16 protein-coding genes and 2 tRNA genes are annotated in these 19,264 nt (G+C 64.4%); 6 read left to right on the top strand and 12 right to left on the bottom strand.

Going from position 1 to position 19,264, the window contains the following annotated elements:
- Nucleotides 1-537: 537 nt before the first annotated feature.
- From C795_RS0106660 to C795_RS0106650, 3 genes are all read right to left on the bottom strand, one after another.
- Nucleotides 538-1,446, bottom strand: coding sequence for a HEAT repeat domain-containing protein (locus C795_RS0106660; RefSeq protein ID WP_017792975.1), 909 nt, complete (start codon nt 1,444-1,446; stop codon nt 538-540).
- A gap of 87 nt (nt 1,447-1,533) precedes the next feature.
- On the bottom strand, nt 1,534-3,201 hold the full coding sequence (locus tag C795_RS0106655; protein WP_017792974.1) for a tyrosine-type recombinase/integrase: 1,668 nt from the start codon (nt 3,199-3,201) through the stop codon (nt 1,534-1,536).
- A 188-nt stretch (nt 3,202-3,389) separates the two neighbouring features.
- A tRNA-Ser gene (locus tag C795_RS0106650) sits at nt 3,390-3,476 on the bottom strand.
- Nucleotides 3,477-3,678: 202 nt separating this feature from the next.
- Here C795_RS0106650 and C795_RS16285 point away from each other — a divergent pair.
- The gene (locus C795_RS16285) at nt 3,679-4,377 is read left to right on the top strand and encodes a lipase (RefSeq protein WP_232225451.1); all 699 of its coding nucleotides are present in this window, start codon (nt 3,679-3,681) and stop codon (nt 4,375-4,377) included.
- Between the two features lie 24 nt (nt 4,378-4,401).
- Here C795_RS16285 and C795_RS0106640 read toward each other — a convergent pair whose 3' ends face one another.
- Together C795_RS0106640 and C795_RS0106635 are read right to left on the bottom strand one after the other, a co-directional pair.
- Nucleotides 4,402-5,640 carry a glycosyltransferase gene (locus C795_RS0106640; protein ID WP_017792973.1) on the bottom strand — a complete coding sequence of 413 codons (1,239 nt, stop codon included), beginning with the start codon at nt 5,638-5,640 and terminating at the stop codon, nt 4,402-4,404.
- Entirely contained in the window at nt 5,640-6,827 is a 1,188-nt protein-coding gene (locus C795_RS0106635; RefSeq protein ID WP_017792972.1) for a glycosyltransferase, read from the bottom strand. Before C795_RS0106635 ends, C795_RS0106640 begins: the two co-directional genes overlap by 1 nt.
- Before the next feature lie 241 nt (nt 6,828-7,068).
- Between C795_RS0106635 and C795_RS15405 the strand changes: the two genes are divergently transcribed.
- Nucleotides 7,069-7,419 (top strand): helix-turn-helix domain-containing protein, encoded by a 351-nt coding sequence (locus tag C795_RS15405; protein WP_017792971.1) that lies wholly within the window; start codon nt 7,069-7,071, stop codon nt 7,417-7,419.
- Between the two features lie 17 nt (nt 7,420-7,436).
- On the opposite strand, the gene C795_RS0106625 is transcribed toward C795_RS15405, so the two are convergent.
- The 5 genes from C795_RS0106625 to dnaK all read right to left on the bottom strand — a co-directional run bounded on the left by C795_RS0106625 (nt 7,437) and on the right by dnaK (nt 12,562).
- On the bottom strand, nt 7,437-8,627 hold the full coding sequence (locus C795_RS0106625) for a class I SAM-dependent methyltransferase (protein ID WP_017792970.1): 1,191 nt from the start codon (nt 8,625-8,627) through the stop codon (nt 7,437-7,439).
- Nucleotides 8,624-9,046: a heat shock protein transcriptional repressor HspR gene (locus C795_RS0106620; protein ID WP_017792969.1), complete on the bottom strand. Its 423-nt coding sequence runs from the start codon at nt 9,044-9,046 to the stop codon at nt 8,624-8,626. Before C795_RS0106620 ends, C795_RS0106625 begins: the two co-directional genes overlap by 4 nt.
- Before the next feature lie 102 nt (nt 9,047-9,148).
- Nucleotides 9,149-10,105, bottom strand: coding sequence for a DnaJ C-terminal domain-containing protein (locus tag C795_RS0106615; protein ID WP_017792968.1), 957 nt, complete (start codon nt 10,103-10,105; stop codon nt 9,149-9,151).
- Nucleotides 10,098-10,715 (bottom strand): nucleotide exchange factor GrpE, encoded by a 618-nt coding sequence (locus tag C795_RS0106610; protein ID WP_017792967.1) that lies wholly within the window; start codon nt 10,713-10,715, stop codon nt 10,098-10,100. Before C795_RS0106610 ends, C795_RS0106615 begins: the two co-directional genes overlap by 8 nt.
- A gap of 2 nt (nt 10,716-10,717) precedes the next feature.
- Nucleotides 10,718-12,562 carry a molecular chaperone DnaK gene (dnaK, locus tag C795_RS0106605; protein WP_017792966.1) on the bottom strand — a complete coding sequence of 615 codons (1,845 nt, stop codon included), beginning with the start codon at nt 12,560-12,562 and terminating at the stop codon, nt 10,718-10,720.
- 205 nt (nt 12,563-12,767) lie between these two features.
- Here dnaK and C795_RS0106600 point away from each other — a divergent pair, with 205 nt between their 5' ends.
- Nucleotides 12,768-14,108, top strand: a complete 1,341-nt coding sequence (locus tag C795_RS0106600) for an MFS transporter (protein ID WP_033349297.1) — start codon at nt 12,768-12,770, stop codon at nt 14,106-14,108.
- 87 nt (nt 14,109-14,195) lie between these two features.
- Complete coding sequence (locus tag C795_RS0106595) at nt 14,196-15,548, top strand: ATP-dependent DNA helicase (protein ID WP_017792964.1); 1,353 nt, start codon at nt 14,196-14,198, stop codon at nt 15,546-15,548.
- Between the two features lie 83 nt (nt 15,549-15,631).
- Here C795_RS0106595 and C795_RS16860 read toward each other — a convergent pair whose 3' ends face one another.
- Nucleotides 15,632-16,756: a biliverdin-producing heme oxygenase gene (locus C795_RS16860; protein WP_017792963.1), complete on the bottom strand. Its 1,125-nt coding sequence runs from the start codon at nt 16,754-16,756 to the stop codon at nt 15,632-15,634.
- Between the two features lie 154 nt (nt 16,757-16,910).
- On the opposite strand from C795_RS16860, the gene C795_RS0106585 reads away from it, so the two are divergent.
- Together C795_RS0106585 and C795_RS0106580 are read left to right on the top strand one after the other, a co-directional pair.
- A complete protein-coding gene (locus C795_RS0106585; RefSeq protein ID WP_017792962.1) occupies nt 16,911-18,167 on the top strand; it encodes a serine hydrolase domain-containing protein in 1,257 nt (418 codons plus the stop codon).
- 81 nt (nt 18,168-18,248) lie between these two features.
- A tRNA-Gly gene (locus tag C795_RS0106580) sits at nt 18,249-18,319 on the top strand.
- A gap of 65 nt (nt 18,320-18,384) precedes the next feature.
- Here C795_RS0106580 and proC read toward each other — a convergent pair.
- The gene (gene proC / locus C795_RS0106575; protein ID WP_026139505.1) at nt 18,385-19,194 is read right to left on the bottom strand and encodes a pyrroline-5-carboxylate reductase; all 810 of its coding nucleotides are present in this window, start codon (nt 19,192-19,194) and stop codon (nt 18,385-18,387) included.
- Between the last annotated feature and the right edge of the window lie 70 nt (nt 19,195-19,264).

The following is a 19,264-nucleotide window of genomic DNA, read 5'->3' as shown; positions in this document are numbered from 1 at the left end:
CGGAGCTCCCAAGCTGCGAGAGCGGAGCGGTAGCAGCGAAGGGAGTGGAGGAGAGGGGTTGTGGTGGAGTCTCGACGGGGTTGATGATGTGGTGGAGATTCGTGGGCGGACGCTTCGCTGTATTGGGGGTGGGGATGCTGGGCTCTTTTGGGAGTGTGAGTTCTTTTCTTTTTTCTTCTGAAAGGGGGTGTGTGTTGGGTGGAGGTGGGGAGTTGGGTGGAGGTGGAGTTCTTTTCCTTTTCTCTTCTAAATAAGGGGGAACTATTTGCTGATGACGAATGAGGTTTGAGGTGAGTGGTGGGGATTGATGAGTATGTGGGGATGGGGATGGGGGTGGAGAGGTGAAGGGTGGCGTCTCAAATCGAGATAGGAAAAACCGTTACAGGGATACCTAGGCGTGGATCGTGGGTGGGCGCGATGTGAGGGTGTGTTTTTGGTCCCCCGCGATTGTGTGCATGATCTTTGGGGTGGTGGGACAGGAACCCCCTCCTGCGCCCTGGTTGATCTATAGGCGCGAGGAGGGGGTTGGTGTGGGGGTTATTCCTGAAACAGGTTGTGTGAGCTTGTGGGGGCTTGTGTGGAGGCGGGGAGGGCTTCTGTGTCGTATTCGCTCCACGGGTCTTCGTCCGGGTTCCATGCGTCTGTAGGGACGGGGGTGCTTTCCGGTAGGGGCTCTATGAGGTCATCTTCGTGGTCAAGCTCTGAGCGAAAAGTTTCGAGCCATTCCCAAAACCTTGTCCGTTCAGCATGTTCTTCCTCTGAGAGGGTGTCGTCGTCGTGGTTGAAGTTGAGGATGTCGCTGAATGTTGTTGTGAAGTTGTTGAGGGCTTCACTGGTATCGAGGAGCTCGGTCATCGTGTCGGCTGCGTCGGCGCTGTCTTCGAGGTGGCGGTGCTGGCGTTCCCATTGCTCTTGGTTGGCTTCGTTGAATCCCCATGCGGCTGCGTAGCGCACGAATGCGCGTGGGTCGTTGTGGAGGCGGTCGAGGAGCCGTTCGGTAGCTGGGGCGGCTGCGAGATGGCGGAGGGTGATGTTTTTGGCGGCGGCGAGGCGGGTGGTTCCCCATTCGTCCCACTCGATGAGTGTTTTGAGGGCGGTGAGTGGGGTGGCGGGGTTTTCGGCGACGGCTGCACGCACTGTAGGTGTGGGGTCGGCGCTGAGGGCGTGCAGGATGTGTGGTCGGGTGGTGGTGCGGGCGGTGAGGACTCTGATGCTGTCGGTGGGGTGTTGCGCGAGGATCGTCTCAATGGCTTCGGGGTGGTGGGGGTTATTGAGGATCGCTTGGACGAGCTTTAGCGCTTGGAGCTCTGCGAGTGGGGTGAGGTACTGCACGGATGGGTCTGTGATACCGGTGGCGTGGAGCAGGGTGGTGAGGGCGTCCGGGGTGGTGTGGGTGGCTGCTTGGTCGAGATGGTGGGCGGTGATCCGGTTGGGGGTGGCGTTCATAGTTGTGGTCCGTTCTGTGGTCACTCTCTACTATCTGACGGTGTGACGGTGGCGCACACGGTAGGGGTGACGATGCAGGGTTTGGGGTTATGCGTTGGTGTCGTCGGTGTCGTCGTTGTCTTGAGCGTCGAGCAGCGCGAGCGCTTCCATGGAGCCTGCTGGGACCGGGAAGAGGGGCGTAGCGGGTGCTGTGGTGCCTTGTGCCGCGTTAGGGGCTGTGGCGTCGTTTGACTGCATGCGCAGCTCTGAAGCGTTCAGGTGAGGGACGAGGGACTGCAGGTTTCGGTGCTGATAGAACGCGGTCATCGCGGTAGTGGAGTGCCCCATGATCTGTTGCGCGATTTCGATGGGGGTGCCGTTACGGGCGAGGAACGTGGCGGAGATGTGGCGTTGGAGGTGGCCGCGCAGGGTGGGGATCGTTTCTTTCCCGGCTTCAGTGAGGCACGCGTTCGTGTTGGTGATGAGGGCGTGCCACCTCGCGTTGTCTGTTTTTTGGCGGATGGGGGTGCCGTCAGGGTGCGTGAAGACGAGCTGATTGAGCTTCTTCAGGCCGAGCCCTGTGTGGGGTTGTGGCGTGAAGGTGGGGAGAGTGCGAAGCTTCCGCTGCTCTTTCAGATGCTTGGAGGCGAGCGTCACGAGGAGCGGTGTGAGTGGGATGCGGCGCACGCCGCCGTTTTTGCTGCGGGATGACTTGGTGAAGCCTTCAATGAAGGGCGCTCCGGTGCCGACGGCTTGGGGGCATTTGTCGGCGTACTTATGGCCGCACTGCCATGTTTTGTTGGTGTTTTGGTCCCCGCAGCCATGCACACGAATGTCGAGGGCGAGCACTTGACGAATCACCACATGGGGTGGTTGACCGGTCGTGGGGGTGAGCACGAAGGAGTCATCGGTGAGGCCGATCACTTCGGACTGTCTGAGGCCGAGGGTGAGGCCGAGATTCCATCGGAGTCGGTCAGCGACCTTCGGGACGGTTTCGGGCATGTAGTCGAAGAGGGCGGTCACCCACCAATCTTCAACCTCCACCTCGGAGACCTGCTTCGCACCGACCGTGATGTTTTTGGTGACGTTCTTGGTGAGGACGTCAAGGTCGATGCCGTGCTGCAGCAGCATGGAGAGGGTGTCCTTGACGGCTTTCACGGTGGTGGGTGAAAGCTTCGGGAGTGTCTTCAGGTATGCCTCATAGGTGAGGCCCTCTTGGCGGGCGCGTTTCCGGAGCTGTTGTGGGGTGGTGCGGCTCATCACGGCAGGCGTTTCGAGGAGCTGTCGGGTGAGGAAATCTTTCACTTTCAGGAGGGTGAGCTCCTGCACTCGGTTCGTGCCTGCCCACGGGAGGATGTGCGTGTTGATGGTGGCGCGGTAGGTGTCGAGGGTGGAGCCTCGGAGGAGGTCTGATCGGACGGCGAGCTCGCGGTCGCGCAGCCATGAGGAGCACAGCTCTGCGACGGTCATGGAGGCGGAGCGCAGTTCCGGGTCTCTGATGTCGCGGTCGAGGCGCTCTTGCGCTTCATACGTGTAGATGCCTTTTTCGCGGCGGTAGGCGGCGACTTTGGCGTTGCGGCGGGCGACGGCGATGTCGGGGGTGGGGCCGTAGGCGGTGACGCGCTTGAGCGTTTTGTAGGTGATGGGGTCTTGGATGGGGATGGATGCGGCGTATCCGAGGGACTTTCCGTGGACGATGCGTTCGTAGACGGAGCCTTCGCCGTTGGCGCGGAGCTTGGGGGTGCGGGCGGGCGTTGCGGGGGTGGCGGGTCGCATGGGGGCTCCGGGGGTGCAGGGGTGAAAGTGAGTACAGTTGCATCTACAGTAGCGAATACAGTTGCGGGCGGGTGAACCCTTTTTGCGGGGCGCGGATGGCGGGTAACGAAAATGGTTGCTGATCAGGTGTTTTGATGTGTGGAGGGAACAAAAAAGCCCCCTACCGAAGTAGGGGGCTTTCTCTGAAGCGGAGGATAGGGGATTTGAACCCCTGAGGGCTTTAACACCCAACACGCGTTCCAGGCGTGCGCACTAGGCCGCTATGCGAATCCTCCTGACTGGCAGAAGCCAGCGCGCATCAGTCTATCGCGGAACGCCCCTCAGCCCGAATCGACACACTTCGGGCGCGTAATAGCCACGGCCCTCTACCTGAAAATTTCTCCAGAAACTTGAAAGTAACGGAACGGTAACGCATACTGGGTGAGGCGCTCGGGCCCAAGGCCCAGCGCTTTCTGTTGGAATCAAGGAGAGTAGTACGTGAATTTTTCCGTCACAGCCAAGGCTGCGATTGTGGGCTTCGTTGCCTGCATCACCTTCGCATTCGGGACGGCCCCTTCGTACGCTGAGACCCCCATCACCGACTTTTCGGCCGCAGCAGCGCAGCCCGCTTCGGCCGCAACACAGACGCTCGCGACCACGAACGACGCCCTCGCCGGCGTTCCCGTCGACGCAATCCTGGCGATGGAAAAGATCGCAAACGTGCCCTCGGGCTTTGACGTAGCCGCTTCAATCGCACTCGCCGAGGAAGAGATCGGCACGAGCCGGCCCACCGGCTGGAGTGCCCCCGGCGAGTGCATCATGTCGGCACAGCGATGGATCGTGAAGGGCGGCGGCGCGTGGACCGGTGGCGGCGACCCCGTCTCCAACTACGACAATGCAACTCGCATGACCATTGCCACCGCGGCTCCCGGTGACATCATTCAGTATGAGTACATGGCCTCACCCTCATCGTGGGTGACGGGAGTGCACACCGTGATGATCACCGAGGTCAACACTGACGGCACGTTCACGATCATTCAGTCGAACAGCCCCGGCGGCTCTGGCCTCGTTACCAAGGAAGAGAATTGGGTACCTCAGCCCCCGCGGGCTTTGAAGCCGCCGTCTGGCGCTTCTAGCATTCCTCCCGACCCCTCTCGGGGCCGGAAAACCGAGGGCCGGTGCCTCACCATCTGGTGAGGCACCGGCCCTCGGTCGTTGCGGCTAGCGTCGTGCCTTCAGCGCGCGCTCGTACACGGTCACAAGCTCTGCCACCCTCGCGGACTGCAGAAACCTCGACGCGGCGGCCTCGGGCACCCGGAGCGAAACTGTGTCTCGGCCGTGGAGCGCCGCGGCAAGCTCCCCGACCGCGCACGTCAGCGTCTCCGCGAGCGCCACGACGCTCGCATCGGCAACGCGCCACTCAGGGGTGACGGCGACGTCGTCAGCAATGCCCGCATCGCAGAAGATCGTGGGGGTGCCGAGTGCGGCGGCCTCGAACGGTGTGAGCCCCTGCGTTTCAAACCCCACCGAGGTCTGCACGAGCGCATCGGCATCGCGCATGGCCGCCAGCGCTTCGGCATAGGGCACTGGCCCAGGGATCGTCACGCGGTCCCCCAGCCCCAGCTCCTCGATCCGGCGCTCGATCTTGGGGAGCAGGAGGCCTGCGCCGTGCAGCGCGATGTCTGCATCGATACCGGATCGCCCGATCGCTTCAACGAACTCGAGTACACGCTTCTCCTGGCTCATTCGGCCGAGCCACACCAGCTTGGGGCGCCGGCGCTCGCTGCGCGGCTGCGCGCGCACCGCCGCGATCGCATCGTCGTCCACCCCATTGGGGGTGACGAGCACGGAGCCGGCGACGCCGTGCGCCTGCAGTGTCTGGGCGAAGTGCGCTGACGGTGCTGTGACGAGGTCTGCCTGTGCGGCGAGCTCGGCCAGGTAGCGCCAGGCACCGCGAGAGCGATCGTCGATCGTTCCGCGCACCCGTCCGAGAGTGAGCCCCCGCCAGGCCCGGAGCCCAACGAACGCCACCCTGGCAGCGCCGGGCACTGGGGCCACGGCTCGGGTGCCCTCGTCGACGTGGTTGTGCATCGTGTGCACCACCGGCAGCCGCAGGCCACGCGCCGCACGCAGTCCCGTAAGCGCACCCCAGAAGTCGCCCTGGATATGCACGAGATCGACTGGCGGAAGCCCGCGCAGCCCCCGCGCGAGCGCACGGTCGGTGCGCGCACCCGGCCACGAGATACCGTACTCGCGGTCACGTGTGATTGCCCGAGACGGGAGATCGATATAGGCGGCGCGATCCGGAGCAGCGGTCTCGTAGCCCGCCCGATGCAGGGCGGGTGCCGCGATCGTCACCCGATGCCCCAGCCGCTCGAGGAACTTGCGCTGGAGGCGGATCGCCACCTGCACGCCCCCGAGCGACTCGGGATGCTGGTCGGTGACGATCAGCACGTGCATTAGCGCGTGACCTGCTCACCGCGGTACAGCGCCTCGAATGTGTCGAGCGTGCGATCGATGTCGTGCACCTTGACGGCTTCGAGCGACGCAAGCTGCATCGCCTCGAACTCGGCCGGGGCGAAGTTGAGCACCGTGCTGATGCGGTCAGCGAGCTCGCGGTCGTTGCCGGGCTGGAACAGGAAGCCGTTCTCACCCTCGTGTACCAGGTGCGGCAGTGCCATCGCGTTCGCGGCAACGATGGGCAGACCAGAGGCCATCGCCTCCATCGTGGCGATTGACTGCAGCTCGGCGATCGAGGCGATCACGAACACGCTTGCGTCCGTCAGGTGCGCGCGCAGCTCGGTGTCGGTGACGCGGCCGGTGAATGTCACACGGTCAGAAATGCCCAGTTCGCTCGTGAGCTTCTCGAGATTCTTACGCTGGTCGCCGTCTCCCACAATCGTGAGGGTCGCACCTAGGGCCGGATCCAGTCGCGGCAGCGCACGCAAGATGACGTCGATCTCTTTTTCGAGGGTCACTCGCCCGACGAACACAATCTTGTGCTCGGCGCGCGGGCCAATCTTGGCCTCGTAGTCCGAAGCGCGCAGCCCGCAGCTCACCGGCAAGACACCGCGGCGGTGGGTGTTGCGCTCCAGGAAGTCTGCGGCGCGACGCGTGGGGGTGGTGACTGCGGAGGCGAGGCGCAGCACGCGGTCGGCTGCACGCCAGGCCCAGCGCACGAACACGCGCTTGGCCCGCTCGGGCAGCAGCGTGAAGTCGAGCACATTCTCGGGCATGACGTGGTTCGTGGCAACGATGCGGATGCCCCGTCGACGTCCCTCGATGGCGAGTGCACGCCCGACGATAATGTGCGACTGAATGTGAATCACGTCGGGGCGCACGCGGTCGAGCAGCTTACGTGCATGCGACCTTGCGCGCCACGGCAGTACGAATCGCAGCCAGTCGTGCGGATACCAGCGCCAGCTCGCCCATCGGTGAACAGTCATTTGCTCACCCTCGATGGTTTCGAGGAAACTCCCCGAGGTGGCGTAGGTCTTCGAGGGCGCGACGACGTGCACATCATTACCCCGTCGCACGAGTCCCGCTGCGAGCCGCTCTGCGAACCTGGCTGCGCCGTTGACATCGGGGTAAAATGTGTCGCACCCGAGCAGAATGCGCTGCGGTTGCGGGGAGTCAGCTTGGCTCACGAAGTCTTGGATCCTTTGTCGAGGCGGCGCGCGTAATTTTGGACAGTTCCCAGTGTATTCAGGCCCCACTCGGAATCTGCGCAATACCGGGCGAATGCTCGAGGATTGGCGACAAATCTACGGTTCACCGTAATAATGACCTCTGCTTCACCCCCCGAAACTAGGTGCAAACATACTGTATGCACACGCGCTGGGTGCAAACGTTCTGGCTCAAATCCATTGTGCTCGCCAGTCTTAAGGGATGCCCAAAGTCAAGTCTGTCGCCGCGATAAAAATCGGCAAACGCATTCGAGCGGTGCGTCGACAGCTCGGCATTTCACTCGAGGACCTCGGTCAGCTCTCGGAAATCAGCTGGACCAACATTGGCAAGATCGAGCGAGGCGATTCGAGCCCGACGGCCGAGTCACTCGTGCGGCTCGCCACGGCCCTTGAGGTTGATCCCGGAATGTTCCTCACGGGCATCTCAGCCGATGACTACGGACGCCGGTCTCACCGATTCACCGTCGGCGACCTGATTCGGGGGCGCGACCAGCACCTTTCGAAGGGTGACGAAGAAGACCCCGAAGTCGTCGGCGACTCCGCCGCAAGCTAACCGAGAGGTCCTCGAGCCTACGGTCGCTTCGTCCCCGCCAGCACCGTGAACGTGCGGTCGCGCGCAACCTCGCGAGTGGCTCCGATCACCTGTGTCACCAGCGGGCGGTAGCGCAGGTGGGAGTTGAACACGATGCGCAGTTCGCCGCCCGGTGCGAGCGCGCGGGTACACGCCTTGATCAGACGGTGAGCCACTCCGGCGTGCACTGTCGCTCCTGTGTGGAACGGCGGGTTCAGCAGGATCAGATCAGCCCAGCCGTCGGGCACGGCCTCAAGGGCGTCTCCGCGGTGGACCTCGACGCGGTCATTCACTCCCGCCGCATCCGCCGTAAGTTCGGTGGCCAACGCAGCAGCGGCAGACTGGTCGGTGGCGATCACTCTGGCCGCAGGCCACAGCCGGGCCGCAGACACCGCGAGTACGCCGTTGCCGCACCCGAGATCGACAATGCGCGCGGGCGCTCCTTCGGCCCGCTCGCCCGGAGGATCGCTCCGCAGCGTCTCCAGCAGCAGCCGGCTGCCGTGATCGAGCGTGGGCCCGCCAAAGGTTTGGCCAAAGGCCGCCACCTGAAACTCGAGCGCGGCATCGCCGCCCCACTGGGGAAACGGCGCGGGAGCGCCCGCGGCCGGCGCGTCAGCGGCGCGCGTGGCCGCGGCGGTCAGCACGCGCGACTTGCGCCAGCCGAGGCCTGCGGTCACCTCGGCAAAGTGTTCGGCCAACAGCTCATTCATGCGTCGGCTCATGTGCTTGTCCCGCCCGCCCGCGTACACAACCACGGCGGGGTCAGCGTGCTCCGCGATCGCCCACACAATCTCGGTGAGCGCCTCGAGGCTGCGCGGCAACTGCACCAGCACCACGCGCGCACCCTTCAGCAGTGACCCATCGAGGGGACGGGAGACATATGCCTCTGGGAGCCCCACGCGATGTGCATTCAGTGCGAGCGCGCGCTCGGCAAGCACCGGGTCCTGGTGCGTGCGGATCCGGATCGCACCGTGTAGCTCCGCAGCGCCCAGCGTCAGCGCGCCGTGACGGTCCCCAATGATCGCGAGCTCGCCGGGCCCGATGGCGCGGATCGCCTCGGCGGCCCGCTCGAGCAGCAACACATCGGTCGCGTCGTACGCGCGCAGCTCAGCCGCGTCGAAGTCGGGTTCGCGCGAGAGGCGTTCGCAGAACGCCTCGATGTCAGGAAGCGTGGGCAACTCTCCGGTCACGGCTTCCACACCACGACATCCGCGGTGCGACGCACACGCGTGCCACGATGCAGCGTAATAACCTCGCCACCCGAGGAACCCGCGGCGAACACGCGCCGATCGGGGCGGCGTAGCTGCTCCTCGGCGAGCGCGCGTTCGAGATCCCGCACGCGGGTTTCAAGGTCGTGTACCTTGCTTTCGAGCTGAAACACGCGCCGGATCCCCTCGAGGCTAAGGCCCTCGGCAGACAGCCGGGCCACCTCACGCAGCTGCGCAACGTCGTGCAGCGAGTATCGGCGGGTGTTCCCGCGCGTGCGCCCCGGCGATACGAGCCCGATGCGGTCGTACTGCCGCAGTGTTTGCGGGTGCATCTCGGCGAGCTCAGCGGCCGCGGCAATCGCAAACACCGGGGTGTAGCGGTCTAGCTGCGCGTTGGCCATGGGCTCTCCGTTCGTGCGTTTCATTTCCGGGCGCCATTGGCCCCGGGCTGGGATGAAGATTAGGGGGTGCGGGCGGCGCATGCGCCGCCCGCACCGGGTCGCTTACCCGCGTGAGCGGGCGAGCAGGTCCTCGCGAGGATTCTCGTCGGACTCGGCCTCACGAAACGCCTCAAGCGCCTCGCGTGCTTTGTCGGACAGATGGCTCGGGACGACCACCTGGACCTCGGCGAGCAGGTCGCCGATGCCCTTTGCGCTGTTGACACCGCGGCCCTTCACGCGCAGCACGCGGCCGCTCGGGGTACCGGGCTGGATCTTCAGCTTGACGGTCGAGCCGCCGAGGGTCGGCACCTCAACCGTTGCCCCGAGTGCCGCCTCCGAGAAGGTAACGGGCAGCTTGAGGCGCAGGTTCTGGCCATCACGCTCAAAGACGGGGTGCTTGCGCACCGCGACCGTCAGAATGATGTCGCCTGCGGGCCCGCCGTTGGGGCTGGGCTCGCCCTTGCCGCGCACCTTGATCTTCTGGCCGTCTGAGACGCCCGCGGGGATCTTCACCTTCACGGTGCCCGTGGGTGCCTGCAGCGTGACGGTGTGGCCGTTGACCGCAGTCTCGAAATCGAGCGTGGTCGAAGCCTGCACGTCACGGCCGGGCTGGGGGCCACGTGCTCCCCCACCGAACATGTTGAAGATGTCTTCGAAGTTCTGGCCGCCTTGGGCGCTGTACTGGCCGCCCCGGCCGCCACCGCCACCGCCACCGAACATTCCGCCGAACATGTCGTCGAAGCCCTGGCCACCGCCGCCGCCCGAGGTGAACCTCGCGCCGCCGGTGCCCATTGCACGAATCTGGTCGTACTCAGCGCGCTGTTCGGGGTCAGAAAGCACCGAGTAGGCCTCGCTGATCTCTTTGAACTTCGCCTCTGCCGCAGCATTACCCGAATTGGAATCGGGGTGATACTTGCGAGCAAGCTTGCGATAGGTCTTCTTCAGTTCAGCATCGGTGACGCCTTTTGAGACGCCGAGGATCTGGTAAAAGTCCTTCTCAAGCCAATCTTGACTAGCCATCTGCCCCCACCGCCACCGCCACCTTGGCGGGGCGCAGCTCGACATCGCCGATCCGGTAGCCCCGCTCGATTACGTCGAGCACCGTGTGCACCTCGGTGCCGGGAACCGGCACCTGGGCAATGGCCTCATGGCGCTGCGGGTCGAAGGGCTCGCCCTTCACTCCGTGGCTTTCGAGACCGAGCTTCTCGAGCGAATTGCGCAGCTTCTGCGCGATCGCTGCGAAGGCCGAACCTTCAACGAGATCACCGTGCTGCTCAGCGCGGTCGAGATCATCGAGCACCGACAGCAGCGGCGAGACCGCGGCGGCCACGGCACGCTGCTTGTCGATCACAACGTTTGCCTCGGTGCGCTTGCGATAGTTCGCGTACTCCGCGCTCAGACGACGCAGGTCCTCGAGGTACGGGTTGTCGGCCTCTGCCGACTGATCACCCTCGGCAGCTTCGGCGTTCTGCTCGGCTCCCAGGATGTCTTCTACAGTGAGATCGCCCTCCTGCGGCGCAGGGCCGGAGGCATTCGCCTCCGGCCCTGCAGCAGGAACCTCACTGCCGAGCTGCTCGCCCTCGACGTTGTCGTCGCTGGCGCCGGGCACGTGCTGTTCCTTGTTCGTCATGCTTACTTCTTCTCCTCGTCGTCTTCAACGACCTCTGCGTCAACAACGTCGTCTTCGTTCGACTCTTCAGCGCCACCCTCGGGGGCCTCGGCCTGGGCAGCGGCGTAGATCGCCTCGCCGAGCTTGCTCTGGCTTTCGCCCAGCTTGTCGGCGGCCGTCTTCACGGCGGCGTCATCTTCGCCCGCGAGCGCCTGCTTCAGCGCGTCGAGGTCACCCTGTACCTCGGTCTTGACGTCCTCGGGGAGCTTGTCCTCGTTCTCCGAGATGAGCTTCTCGACCGAGTAGGCGAGCTGCTCAGCGTTGTTACGCTGCTCAGCGGCCTCGCGGCGCTGCTTGTCGTCTGCAGCGTGCTCCTCAGCCTCGCGGACCATGCGCTCGATGTCTTCCTTCGAGAGCGTTGAACCACCCGAAATGGTGATCGTCTGCTCGGTGCCGGTGCCCTTGTCCTTGGCCGAAACCTGCACGATGCCGTTAGCATCGATGTCGAACGTGACCTCGACCTGCGGCACGCCACGGGGGGCGGGAGCAATGCCGGTCAGTTCGAAGGTGCCAAGGTTCTTGTTGTCGCGGGTGAACTCGCGCTCGCCCTGGAACACCTGGATCGCGACCGAGGGCTGGTTGTCCTCAGCGGTCGTGAAGGTCTCGCTGCGCTTAGTGGGGATCGCGGTGTTGCGGTCGATGAGCTTCGTCATGATGCCGCCCTTGGTCTCGATACCGAGGCTCAGGGGGGTCACGTCGATGAGCAGAACGTCCTTACGCTCACCCTTCAGTACGCCAGCCTGGAGGGCGGCGCCCACGGCAACAACCTCGTCAGGGTTGACACCCTTGTTGGGCTCGCGGCCACCGCTGAGGCTCTTGACGAGCTCCGTGACGGCGGGCATACGGGTCGAACCACCGACGAGCACAACGTGTGCGATCTCGGAGACCTTTACGCCTGCCTCAGCGATAACATCCTGGAACGGCTTGCGAGTGCGCTCGAGCAGATCCTTGGTGAGCTCCTCGAACTTGGCGCGGGTAAGCGTCTCGTCGAGGTTTGCCGGGCCGTTCTCGGTGAGCGAGAGGTAGGGCAGCTGAATCTGGGCGCTCATCGAGTTCGAGAGCTCCTTCTTCGCCTGCTCAGCAGCTTCCTTGAGGCGCTGCAGTGCAATCTTGTCCTTCGAGACGTCGACGCCGGTCGAGTTCTTGAACTGTGTGATCAGCCAGTCAACGACGCGCTGATCCCAGTCGTCGCCACCGAGGCGGTTGTCGCCCGAGGTCGCGCGCACCTGGATGGTCGAGAAGTCGTCGTCCTTGCCCACCTCGAGCAGCGAAACGTCGAACGTGCCGCCACCGAGGTCGAATACGAGGATGAGCTCGTCTTCCTTACCCTTGTCGAGGCCGTATGCGAGAGCCGCAGCGGTGGGCTCGTTGATGATGCGCAGAACATTGAGGCCTGCGATCTCACCGGCTTCCTTGGTGGCCTGGCGCTCGGCGTCATTGAAGTATGCGGGGACGGTGATGACCGCGTCGGTCACCTTGTCGCCCAGGTAGGTCTCTGCGTCGCGCTTCAGCTTCATGAGCGTGCGCGCGCTGATCTCCTGTGCGGTGTAACGCTTGCCGTCGATCTCGTCGGTCTTCCAGTCAGTGCCCATGTGGCGCTTGACCGATGCGAGAGTGCGATCGACGTTGGTGACGGCCTGGCGCTTGGCGGTCTCGCCAACGAGCACCTCGCCGTCCTTGGTGAATGCAACGATCGAGGGAGTCGTGCGGAACCCCTCAGCGTTTGCGATGACGGTGGGCTCGCCGCCCTCAAGTACTGCAACAACAGAGTTCGTGGTGCCGAGGTCAATGCCGACTGCACGTGACATACATTTCTCCTTTGTGTTGAACAATGTGGCGCGAGCTTCGCGCCTGGCTTACGGGGCCAACTCTTGAAACCTCAAGATTGAGCCTGATGGACTCAAGTTTACTAGACACCCCTCGAGAGTCAAGTCCGATTAACCAAACTTGAGCGCCTTTCACTCAACTTTAAGGTTCGGGCTCACAATGCCACCAGCCGGTACGCTTGCAGCCATGAGCGAGCACGCCCCCGAGGCCCCCGTCGACCCCGGAGCCCCCGCCGGATCCCCTTCCGCCCACATCAAGAAGCGCACCGTCTTCGCCTGGTCACTGTGGGACTGGGGGTCGGCCGCATTCAACGCGGTCGTCACCACTTTCGTGTTCAGTGTCTATATCACCCAGTCCGCGTTTGGCCCAGAAGCAGTGGTGTCGGCCCAGCTCGGCACCGCCCTCATGATCGCTGGCATCGTAGTCGCGCTGCTTGCCCCAATCACAGGCCAGCTCTCGGATGCTGCCGGGAAACGCAAACTATGGCTCGGCATCAATACTGTCGTCGTCGTGGCGTGCACGGCCATGCTCGTGCTCGTCGCTCCCGAACAGCAGTACCTCATGCTCGGGCTCGTGCTGCTCGCCGTTGGCAACGTCGCGTTTGAGTTCGCGAGCGTCAGCTATAACGCCATGCTGTCTCAGATTTCAACGAACAAGAATGTGGGACGAGTCTCTGGGTTCGGCTGGGGCATGGGATACCTGGGCGGCATCGTTCTGCTCGCTATTCTGCTCGTCGGCTTCATCTTCCCCACGGAGGGCTGGTTCGGGGTGACACCCGAGGACGGCTGGAACGTGCGCGTTGCCATGGTGATCTCGGCGCTGTGGTTTGCGGTAAGCGCAATCCCAGTGTTCTTCGCGGTGCCCGAGATCAGTGCCGATCCCGCTCGCAAGCCGGGCCTGCGCGGCGTACTCACCGCCTACGGCACACTCTTCCAGCTCATCCGCGAGCTCTGGACCAACGAACGCGAGACGCTCGCGTTTCTCGTCGCGAGCGCCGTGTTCCGCGACGGCCTCGCGGGCGTCTTCACCTTCGGTGGCGTCATCGCCGCGCTGAGCTTTGGCTTCGACCCCACGACAGTGATCATCTTCGCAATCGCCGCCAACGTCGTCGCGGGCCTCGCCACGATCGTCGCGGGCTACGTCGAGGATCACATCGGCGCAAAGCAGATCATGGTGTGGTCGATCCTACTGATGGTGGTTGCGGCGATGCTCGTCTTCATTCTTGCGCCGCTTGGCAGCTGGGTGTTCTGGGTCTTCGGCCTGGTGCTGTGCGTCTTTGTGGGGCCGGTGCAGTCAGCCAGCCGCTCATTCCTCTCACGGCTCATCCCACCCGGGCGCGAGGGCGAGCTCTTCGGCCTCTACGCCACCACGGGCCGCGCGGTCTCATTCATGGCCCCCGGCGCATTCGCGCTCGCGGTTAGCCTCGGCGGCGCAGCAATCTACGGCATCCTGGGCGTCGCACTCGTACTGCTCCTCGGCCTGCTCCTGCTGCTGCCCGTCAAATCACCCCGCACCGCCAAGGCCTAACTGCCACCCCGGGCTAAATGCCAACAAATCGCGATCCGGATCACCCAGCGGCCGGGCCCAGCCCGCGCCGCGCGGTACCCTGGTCTGGTGGCCCGCCCCTCCCTCTCTTCTGAACAGCTCGACGTCTACGAGCGCCTCGAGCTGACCCGCGAACACGTGTTCGTGACCGGGCGCGCGGGCACCGGCAAATCGACGATTCTCAACCACCTCGCGTGGAACACGAGCAAGACGATAGCGGTGTGCGCGCCGACGGGCGTCGCCGCGCTCAACGTAGGCGGGCAAACCATCCACTCGCTGCTGCGGCTCCCGACCGGCATCATCGCTGATCACGAGCTCGACCAGCCCGCCGAGCTCAAGAAGATGCTCGCCGCGATCGACACGCTCGTGATCGACGAGATCTCGATGGTCTCGGCTGATCTCATGGATGCGATCGACCGGTCGCTGCGACAGGCGCGCGGCAAGCGGCACGATCCCTTCGGTGGCGTACAGATCATCATGTTTGGCGATCCGTTTCAGCTGCCGCCCGTGCCGCCGCGCGACCCGCACGAGCGTGCCTATTTTCACGACACCTACCGGTCGCTGTGGTTCTTCGACGCGAAGGTTTGGCAGCAAGCAGACCTCGGCGCGATTGAGCTCACCGAGGTGCATCGGCAGAGTGACGACCGGTTCAAGCAGATTCTCGGTGCAGTGCGCCACGGCGTCGTCGACGTCGACCAGGCGGGCGAATTGAATGCCGCGGGGGCGCGGCCCGCGCCTCGCGATGTCATCACGCTCGCGACCACCAATGCGACCGTGAACCGGATCAATGCCGCGCGGCTCGCAGAGATTCGCGGGTCTGCATTGAAGGCGGTCGCCGAGGTGACGGGCGAGTTCAAGGAGAACACGTACCCAGCCGACGAGGTGCTCGAGCTCAAACCGGGCGCCCAGGTAATGTTTTTGCGCAACGACCCCGATGGGCGTTGGGTGAACGGCACGATCGGCACCGTCTCTCGCGTCAAAGGCACCGTGTGGGTCGCGGTCGACGATGAGGAGTTCGAAGTCGAGCCCACCACATGGGAGCGGTTTCGTTACCGCTACGACGCCGTCACCAAGAAGCTTGAGAAGGAGGTCGTGGCCGAGTTCGAGCAGTTTCCGCTGCGGCTCGCCTGGGCCGTCACGGTCCACAAGTCCCAGGGCCACACCTACGAAGCGGCCAACATCGACCTCGGCCCGCGGGCGTTCAGCGCTGGCCAAACCTATGTGGCGCTCAGTCGAGTGCGCTCGCTCGACGGCCTGTACCTCGCCCGCCCGCTGCAGCCGCGCGACGTGATTGTCGACCCCAACGTGGTGCGGTTTATGCAGGAGCGCGCCGCTCGCGCCTCCGACATGGCGCTGCCGCGCAAGTCGGCTTCGGCAAAGACGTCGGCAAAGACGTCGGCAAAGACGTCTACGAAGAGCTAGAACCGAGCACCCCAGAAACGACAGCGGCCGGGCCGAAACCTCCGCGAGGGAGGTTCGGGTCCGGCCGTGTAGTGCAGGCGGGGTTAGATGGCCGCGGCGGCCTTCGCCTTGCCAAGGTCGACGAACACTGCCGTGTTGAAACCGTACGCCGCACGCACCTCATCGAGCATGCGCTTCTGCTCGTCCTCGGAGAGCGTTGCGCCGAGAGCGTCGAGCGCCCCGCGGTACTCGTTCTTGAAATCCGTGAGCGAGCCGAGCGTGGTGAAGTCGTAGAACGCGACACCGGCGTGCTCGAGATCGTGCTGCTTCGAGACACGGCGGGCGATGATCTGGCCACCCGACAGATCGCCGAGGTAGCGGGTGTAGTGGTGCGCGACGATGCCGGCAACCCAACCCTCGGCCGCGCACTCGCGAATGCGCGCCGCGTACTCTGCGGTTGCCGGCACCGGGGCGACCTTGTCGGCCCAGTCTGCACCGATCAGGTGCGCGAGATCCAACTTGAGCGCGTCGAGGCGCTCAAGCTCCGAGCGGTGGAACGAGGCCATCGTGGCATTGTCGGCGAACTGTGCGGTCGCGGACTCGAGCGCCTCGTACATGAAGTAGTGCTGAACTGACAGGTCGATGTAGTCCTGCTTGGTGGCCTTGCCGCGCATGATGTCTTCCATGAACGACGCCCCCTCGCTGTCCGAGTGATCGCCCCAGGAGCTCTCGCGCATGACCACCGAGAACGGCTTCTCGCCTTCTGCGTACTCTTCGGTGCTCGCGTGCGGGTTGCCGCCGCCGTGACCGCCACCGTGTCCGTGGTGGCCCTTCTCACCGTGGGCGCCATGCGCGCCGTGCGAGTGGCCGCCCTGAGCCGCGTGATCGTGCGCGTCGTGCGCGCCGTGCTCACTCTTGAGCTCGGATTCGTGCTCCTGGCGGGCCACGACCCCCAGCGTCTTGCAGGCCGCGCGGTACACGAGTACAACGTCACGGCGAATCTGGGCACGCTCAGTGAGCGGCGCGCTCGGCCATGCCACCGACAGCTCGTGCTCACCCGAGGGGTCAGTCACTCGCCAGATACCGGCTTCTCCAGTGACGCCTACCATCGTGCTTGCCGTGGCTTCGGGGTAGCCGAAAGCACGAGCGATCAGGAGACTGTCCTCCTGATGGTCGACATTCATGTGGCCGGTCACTCCGGCGATTACGTCTTCAGCAAAGTTCGTCACACCTTATATTCTAGGCGCTTTGCACGGCCGTTCTTCAATGGATCGACCGAATCCCCGCGGAGCGGTCCGTTCCTCTCAGCCCTGACCAGTAGAATCCCGTTGTTTTGTCTTTATTCACCTGGCGTGGATTCGAAGCGTTGATTGGCGGACGAGTTTGCTTTCAAACCTTGCACATCGAGGCCGTTTTGCTGCGGTCGCCCTTGTCGCGTCGGCAGCACTGCTGCTCACGGGCTGCACCGGCGACGCCGGAGCCAAGGACGCGGTTGATGTAGCCACCGTTTCTGACTCCACAGCGACCCGCATTGACGATGCGATTGCGTCGGCGATGACCCAGAGCGGGTCGACCGAGGCGATCGTGGGCGTTTGGGGCGAAGGCGACAAGTCGTATGTACGTGGGTATGGCGACGGCATCGGTGCCAACACCAAGATTCGCGGCGCCCAGGCAACACAGCCCGTCATGTGTGCGCTGCTCCTCGACTTGGCCGCCACGGGACGCATCGACCTCGACCGCGAGATCTCAAAGGACCTCACCCGTCAGGCCGACATCGAGGGCGTCACGTACCGCCAGCTGTGCGACATGCGCTCGGGCATCGCTGACTTCAAGAAGGCGTACACGGACCTCTTTGCGAACAACCCCACGCGGTACTGGCCAGCACAGGAGCTGCTCGCCGAGGGTTTTGCGCACTCGCCCTTGGCTTGGCCCGGCCTCAACATGAACCAGTCAGACACGAACATTCTGCTGCTCGCCCGCGTGCTCAAGGTCGAAACTGGCGTTGAGCCCGCTGAACTACTCAAGGAACACGTGTTCACCAAGGCTGGGATGGGCGCGTCCTATTTCCCCAGCCTCGACTCAAACACGATTGCTGGCTCAACGCTTGCCGGCCTCACATATCCGTCTGCGGGCGGCAAGCCGGTCTGTGACGTCGAGCCCGTCGCTGTTCCCGAGGTGTCGCCGTCAATGCTCGGGGGCGCGGGTGCCACCGTGACCACGGTCACCGATCTGAAGAACTTCTACGAGAACTACCTCGGGGGCACGTTTGGTGGCGAGGAGTATTCCGCGCTGACGACCGATGCGTTCCCCACGACGAACCCCAAGCGCGACAAAGAGGGCAAGCCCACTGAGGAGCCCGCCGCCGAGGGCCGCCAGTGGACCTTCGGCACTGAAAAGATGGGACCGCTCTATGGCCGAGCCGGTGCCATCACGGGCACGCTGACCGCCGCGTATCACGACCCCGCCTCGGGCTACTCGGTCGTTGTCACCGTCAACAACTCGTCGGCTGGCGCCGGATTCATCAAGGCACTGGCGTTCGAGATCGCTGCTATCTCGGCGGAAGAGGGCATCGGCCCCGAGCTGCCGTGGACGGTCGACGAGCAGGTTGCCGAGCTGGGCAAGGCTGCCGTCTGCCAGTAGTTTTACCTCGATCTCGGGGGTGCGCGAGGCACCGCTCCTAACTGCTATAGTTGGGGCGGCGCCAGCGCCACTCCCGGTTTCGGGATCGTCGTCTAGTGGTAAGACATTTGCTTCCCAAGCAAAGAATGCGGGTTCGATTCCCGTCGGTCCCTCTGAACAGAAAACCCCCGCGCTCGCGGGGGTTTTCTTGTTTTTGGCTACGCGCATGGGCGTTCGGCTACGCGCCCTCAAGCTCCTCTGAGCGCTGCACATTCGCCGCGAGCGCCCGATCAAACAGGGCACCCCAGTCGTCGCCCTGCAGCACCTCGATCGCTCGCTCCGTCGTCCCCTTTGGGCTCGTCACGTTGCGACGCAGCTGCGCTGGGCCGTCGTCGCTGCGGGCCAGCAGCTCGGCCGACCCCACGAGCGTCTGCTGTACCAGCAGCCGGGCCTGCTCGGGAGTGAAGCCGCGGCGCTCGGCGGCTGCAATCATGTGCTCGGCGTACAAGAAGACGTACGCCGGGCCTGATCCGGATACCGCAGCAACGTCATTGATTTGCGCTTCGCCCACCTCGATTACCTCGCCCACGGTGGCGAAGAGCGCCCGTGCGAGTTCGACGTCGGCGGGTGCGGCGGTCGCGCCACCAGCGATGCCGGTCATGCCGAACCCAATGTGTGACGGCGTGTTGGGCATGGCCCGCACGACCGCAATGCCCGCGGGCAGGAGCGCCTCGATGCTCGCACTCGTCACGCCGGCCGCGACGCTCACGAGCACTGTGCCCGGCTCGAGATCCGCGGCGATCTCGCGCACGACGTCGTGAATCAGCCACGGCTTCACCCCGAGAATCACAAGCCCCGCGCCGCGCACCGCGTCCCGGTTCGCGTCGGGATGGGTCTCTGCGGCGAGCGCGACCACGCGCTCTTCGACGGCGCGCGAAGCGGCGCTTAGCGCGGACTGGGTGGTCACGGTGATGGGCAGGGCGATCCGGATCCCGGGGGCCATGAGGCCCGAGAGGATCGCGCCACCCATCGAGCCGACCCCAATCATGGCGGTACGGGGTAGCGAGACGGCGGAGGGCGCGGAGGCAGTTGATTCGGTCACGCCCCCAGTTTAGGAG

Source organism: Leucobacter salsicius M1-8 (genome assembly GCF_000350525.1).
GTDB lineage: Bacteria > Actinomycetota > Actinomycetes > Actinomycetales > Microbacteriaceae > Leucobacter > Leucobacter salsicius.
The sequence above is the reverse complement of the archived record's forward strand: the minus strand, read 5'-3'. Positions and strand labels throughout refer to the sequence as shown.

What these genes read in the sequence shown, in the direction of transcription:
- C795_RS0106610 (WP_017792967.1), bottom strand. Translation starts at nt 10,715, where the DNA reads ATGACGAACAAGGAACAGCACGTGCCCGGCGCCAGCGACGACAACGTC.
- C795_RS0106640 (WP_017792973.1), bottom strand. Translation starts at nt 5,640, where the DNA reads ATGCACGTGCTGATCGTCACCGACCAGCATCCCGAGTCGCTCGGGGGC.
- C795_RS0106620 (WP_017792969.1), bottom strand. Translation starts at nt 9,046, where the DNA reads ATGGCCAACGCGCAGCTAGACCGCTACACCCCGGTGTTTGCGATTGCC.
- proC (WP_026139505.1), bottom strand. Translation starts at nt 19,194, where the DNA reads ATGATTGGGGTCGGCTCGATGGGTGGCGCGATCCTCTCGGGCCTCATG.
- C795_RS0106600 (WP_033349297.1), top strand. Translation starts at nt 12,768, where the DNA reads ATGAGCGAGCACGCCCCCGAGGCCCCCGTCGACCCCGGAGCCCCCGCC.
- C795_RS0106615 (WP_017792968.1), bottom strand. Translation starts at nt 10,105, where the DNA reads ATGGCTAGTCAAGATTGGCTTGAGAAGGACTTTTACCAGATCCTCGGC.
- C795_RS15405 (WP_017792971.1), top strand. Translation starts at nt 7,069, where the DNA reads ATGCCCAAAGTCAAGTCTGTCGCCGCGATAAAAATCGGCAAACGCATT.
- dnaK (WP_017792966.1), bottom strand. Translation starts at nt 12,562, where the DNA reads ATGTCACGTGCAGTCGGCATTGACCTCGGCACCACGAACTCTGTTGTT.
- C795_RS0106660 (WP_017792975.1), bottom strand. Translation starts at nt 1,446, where the DNA reads ATGAACGCCACCCCCAACCGGATCACCGCCCACCATCTCGACCAAGCA.
- C795_RS0106655 (WP_017792974.1), bottom strand. Translation starts at nt 3,201, where the DNA reads ATGCGACCCGCCACCCCCGCAACGCCCGCCCGCACCCCCAAGCTCCGC.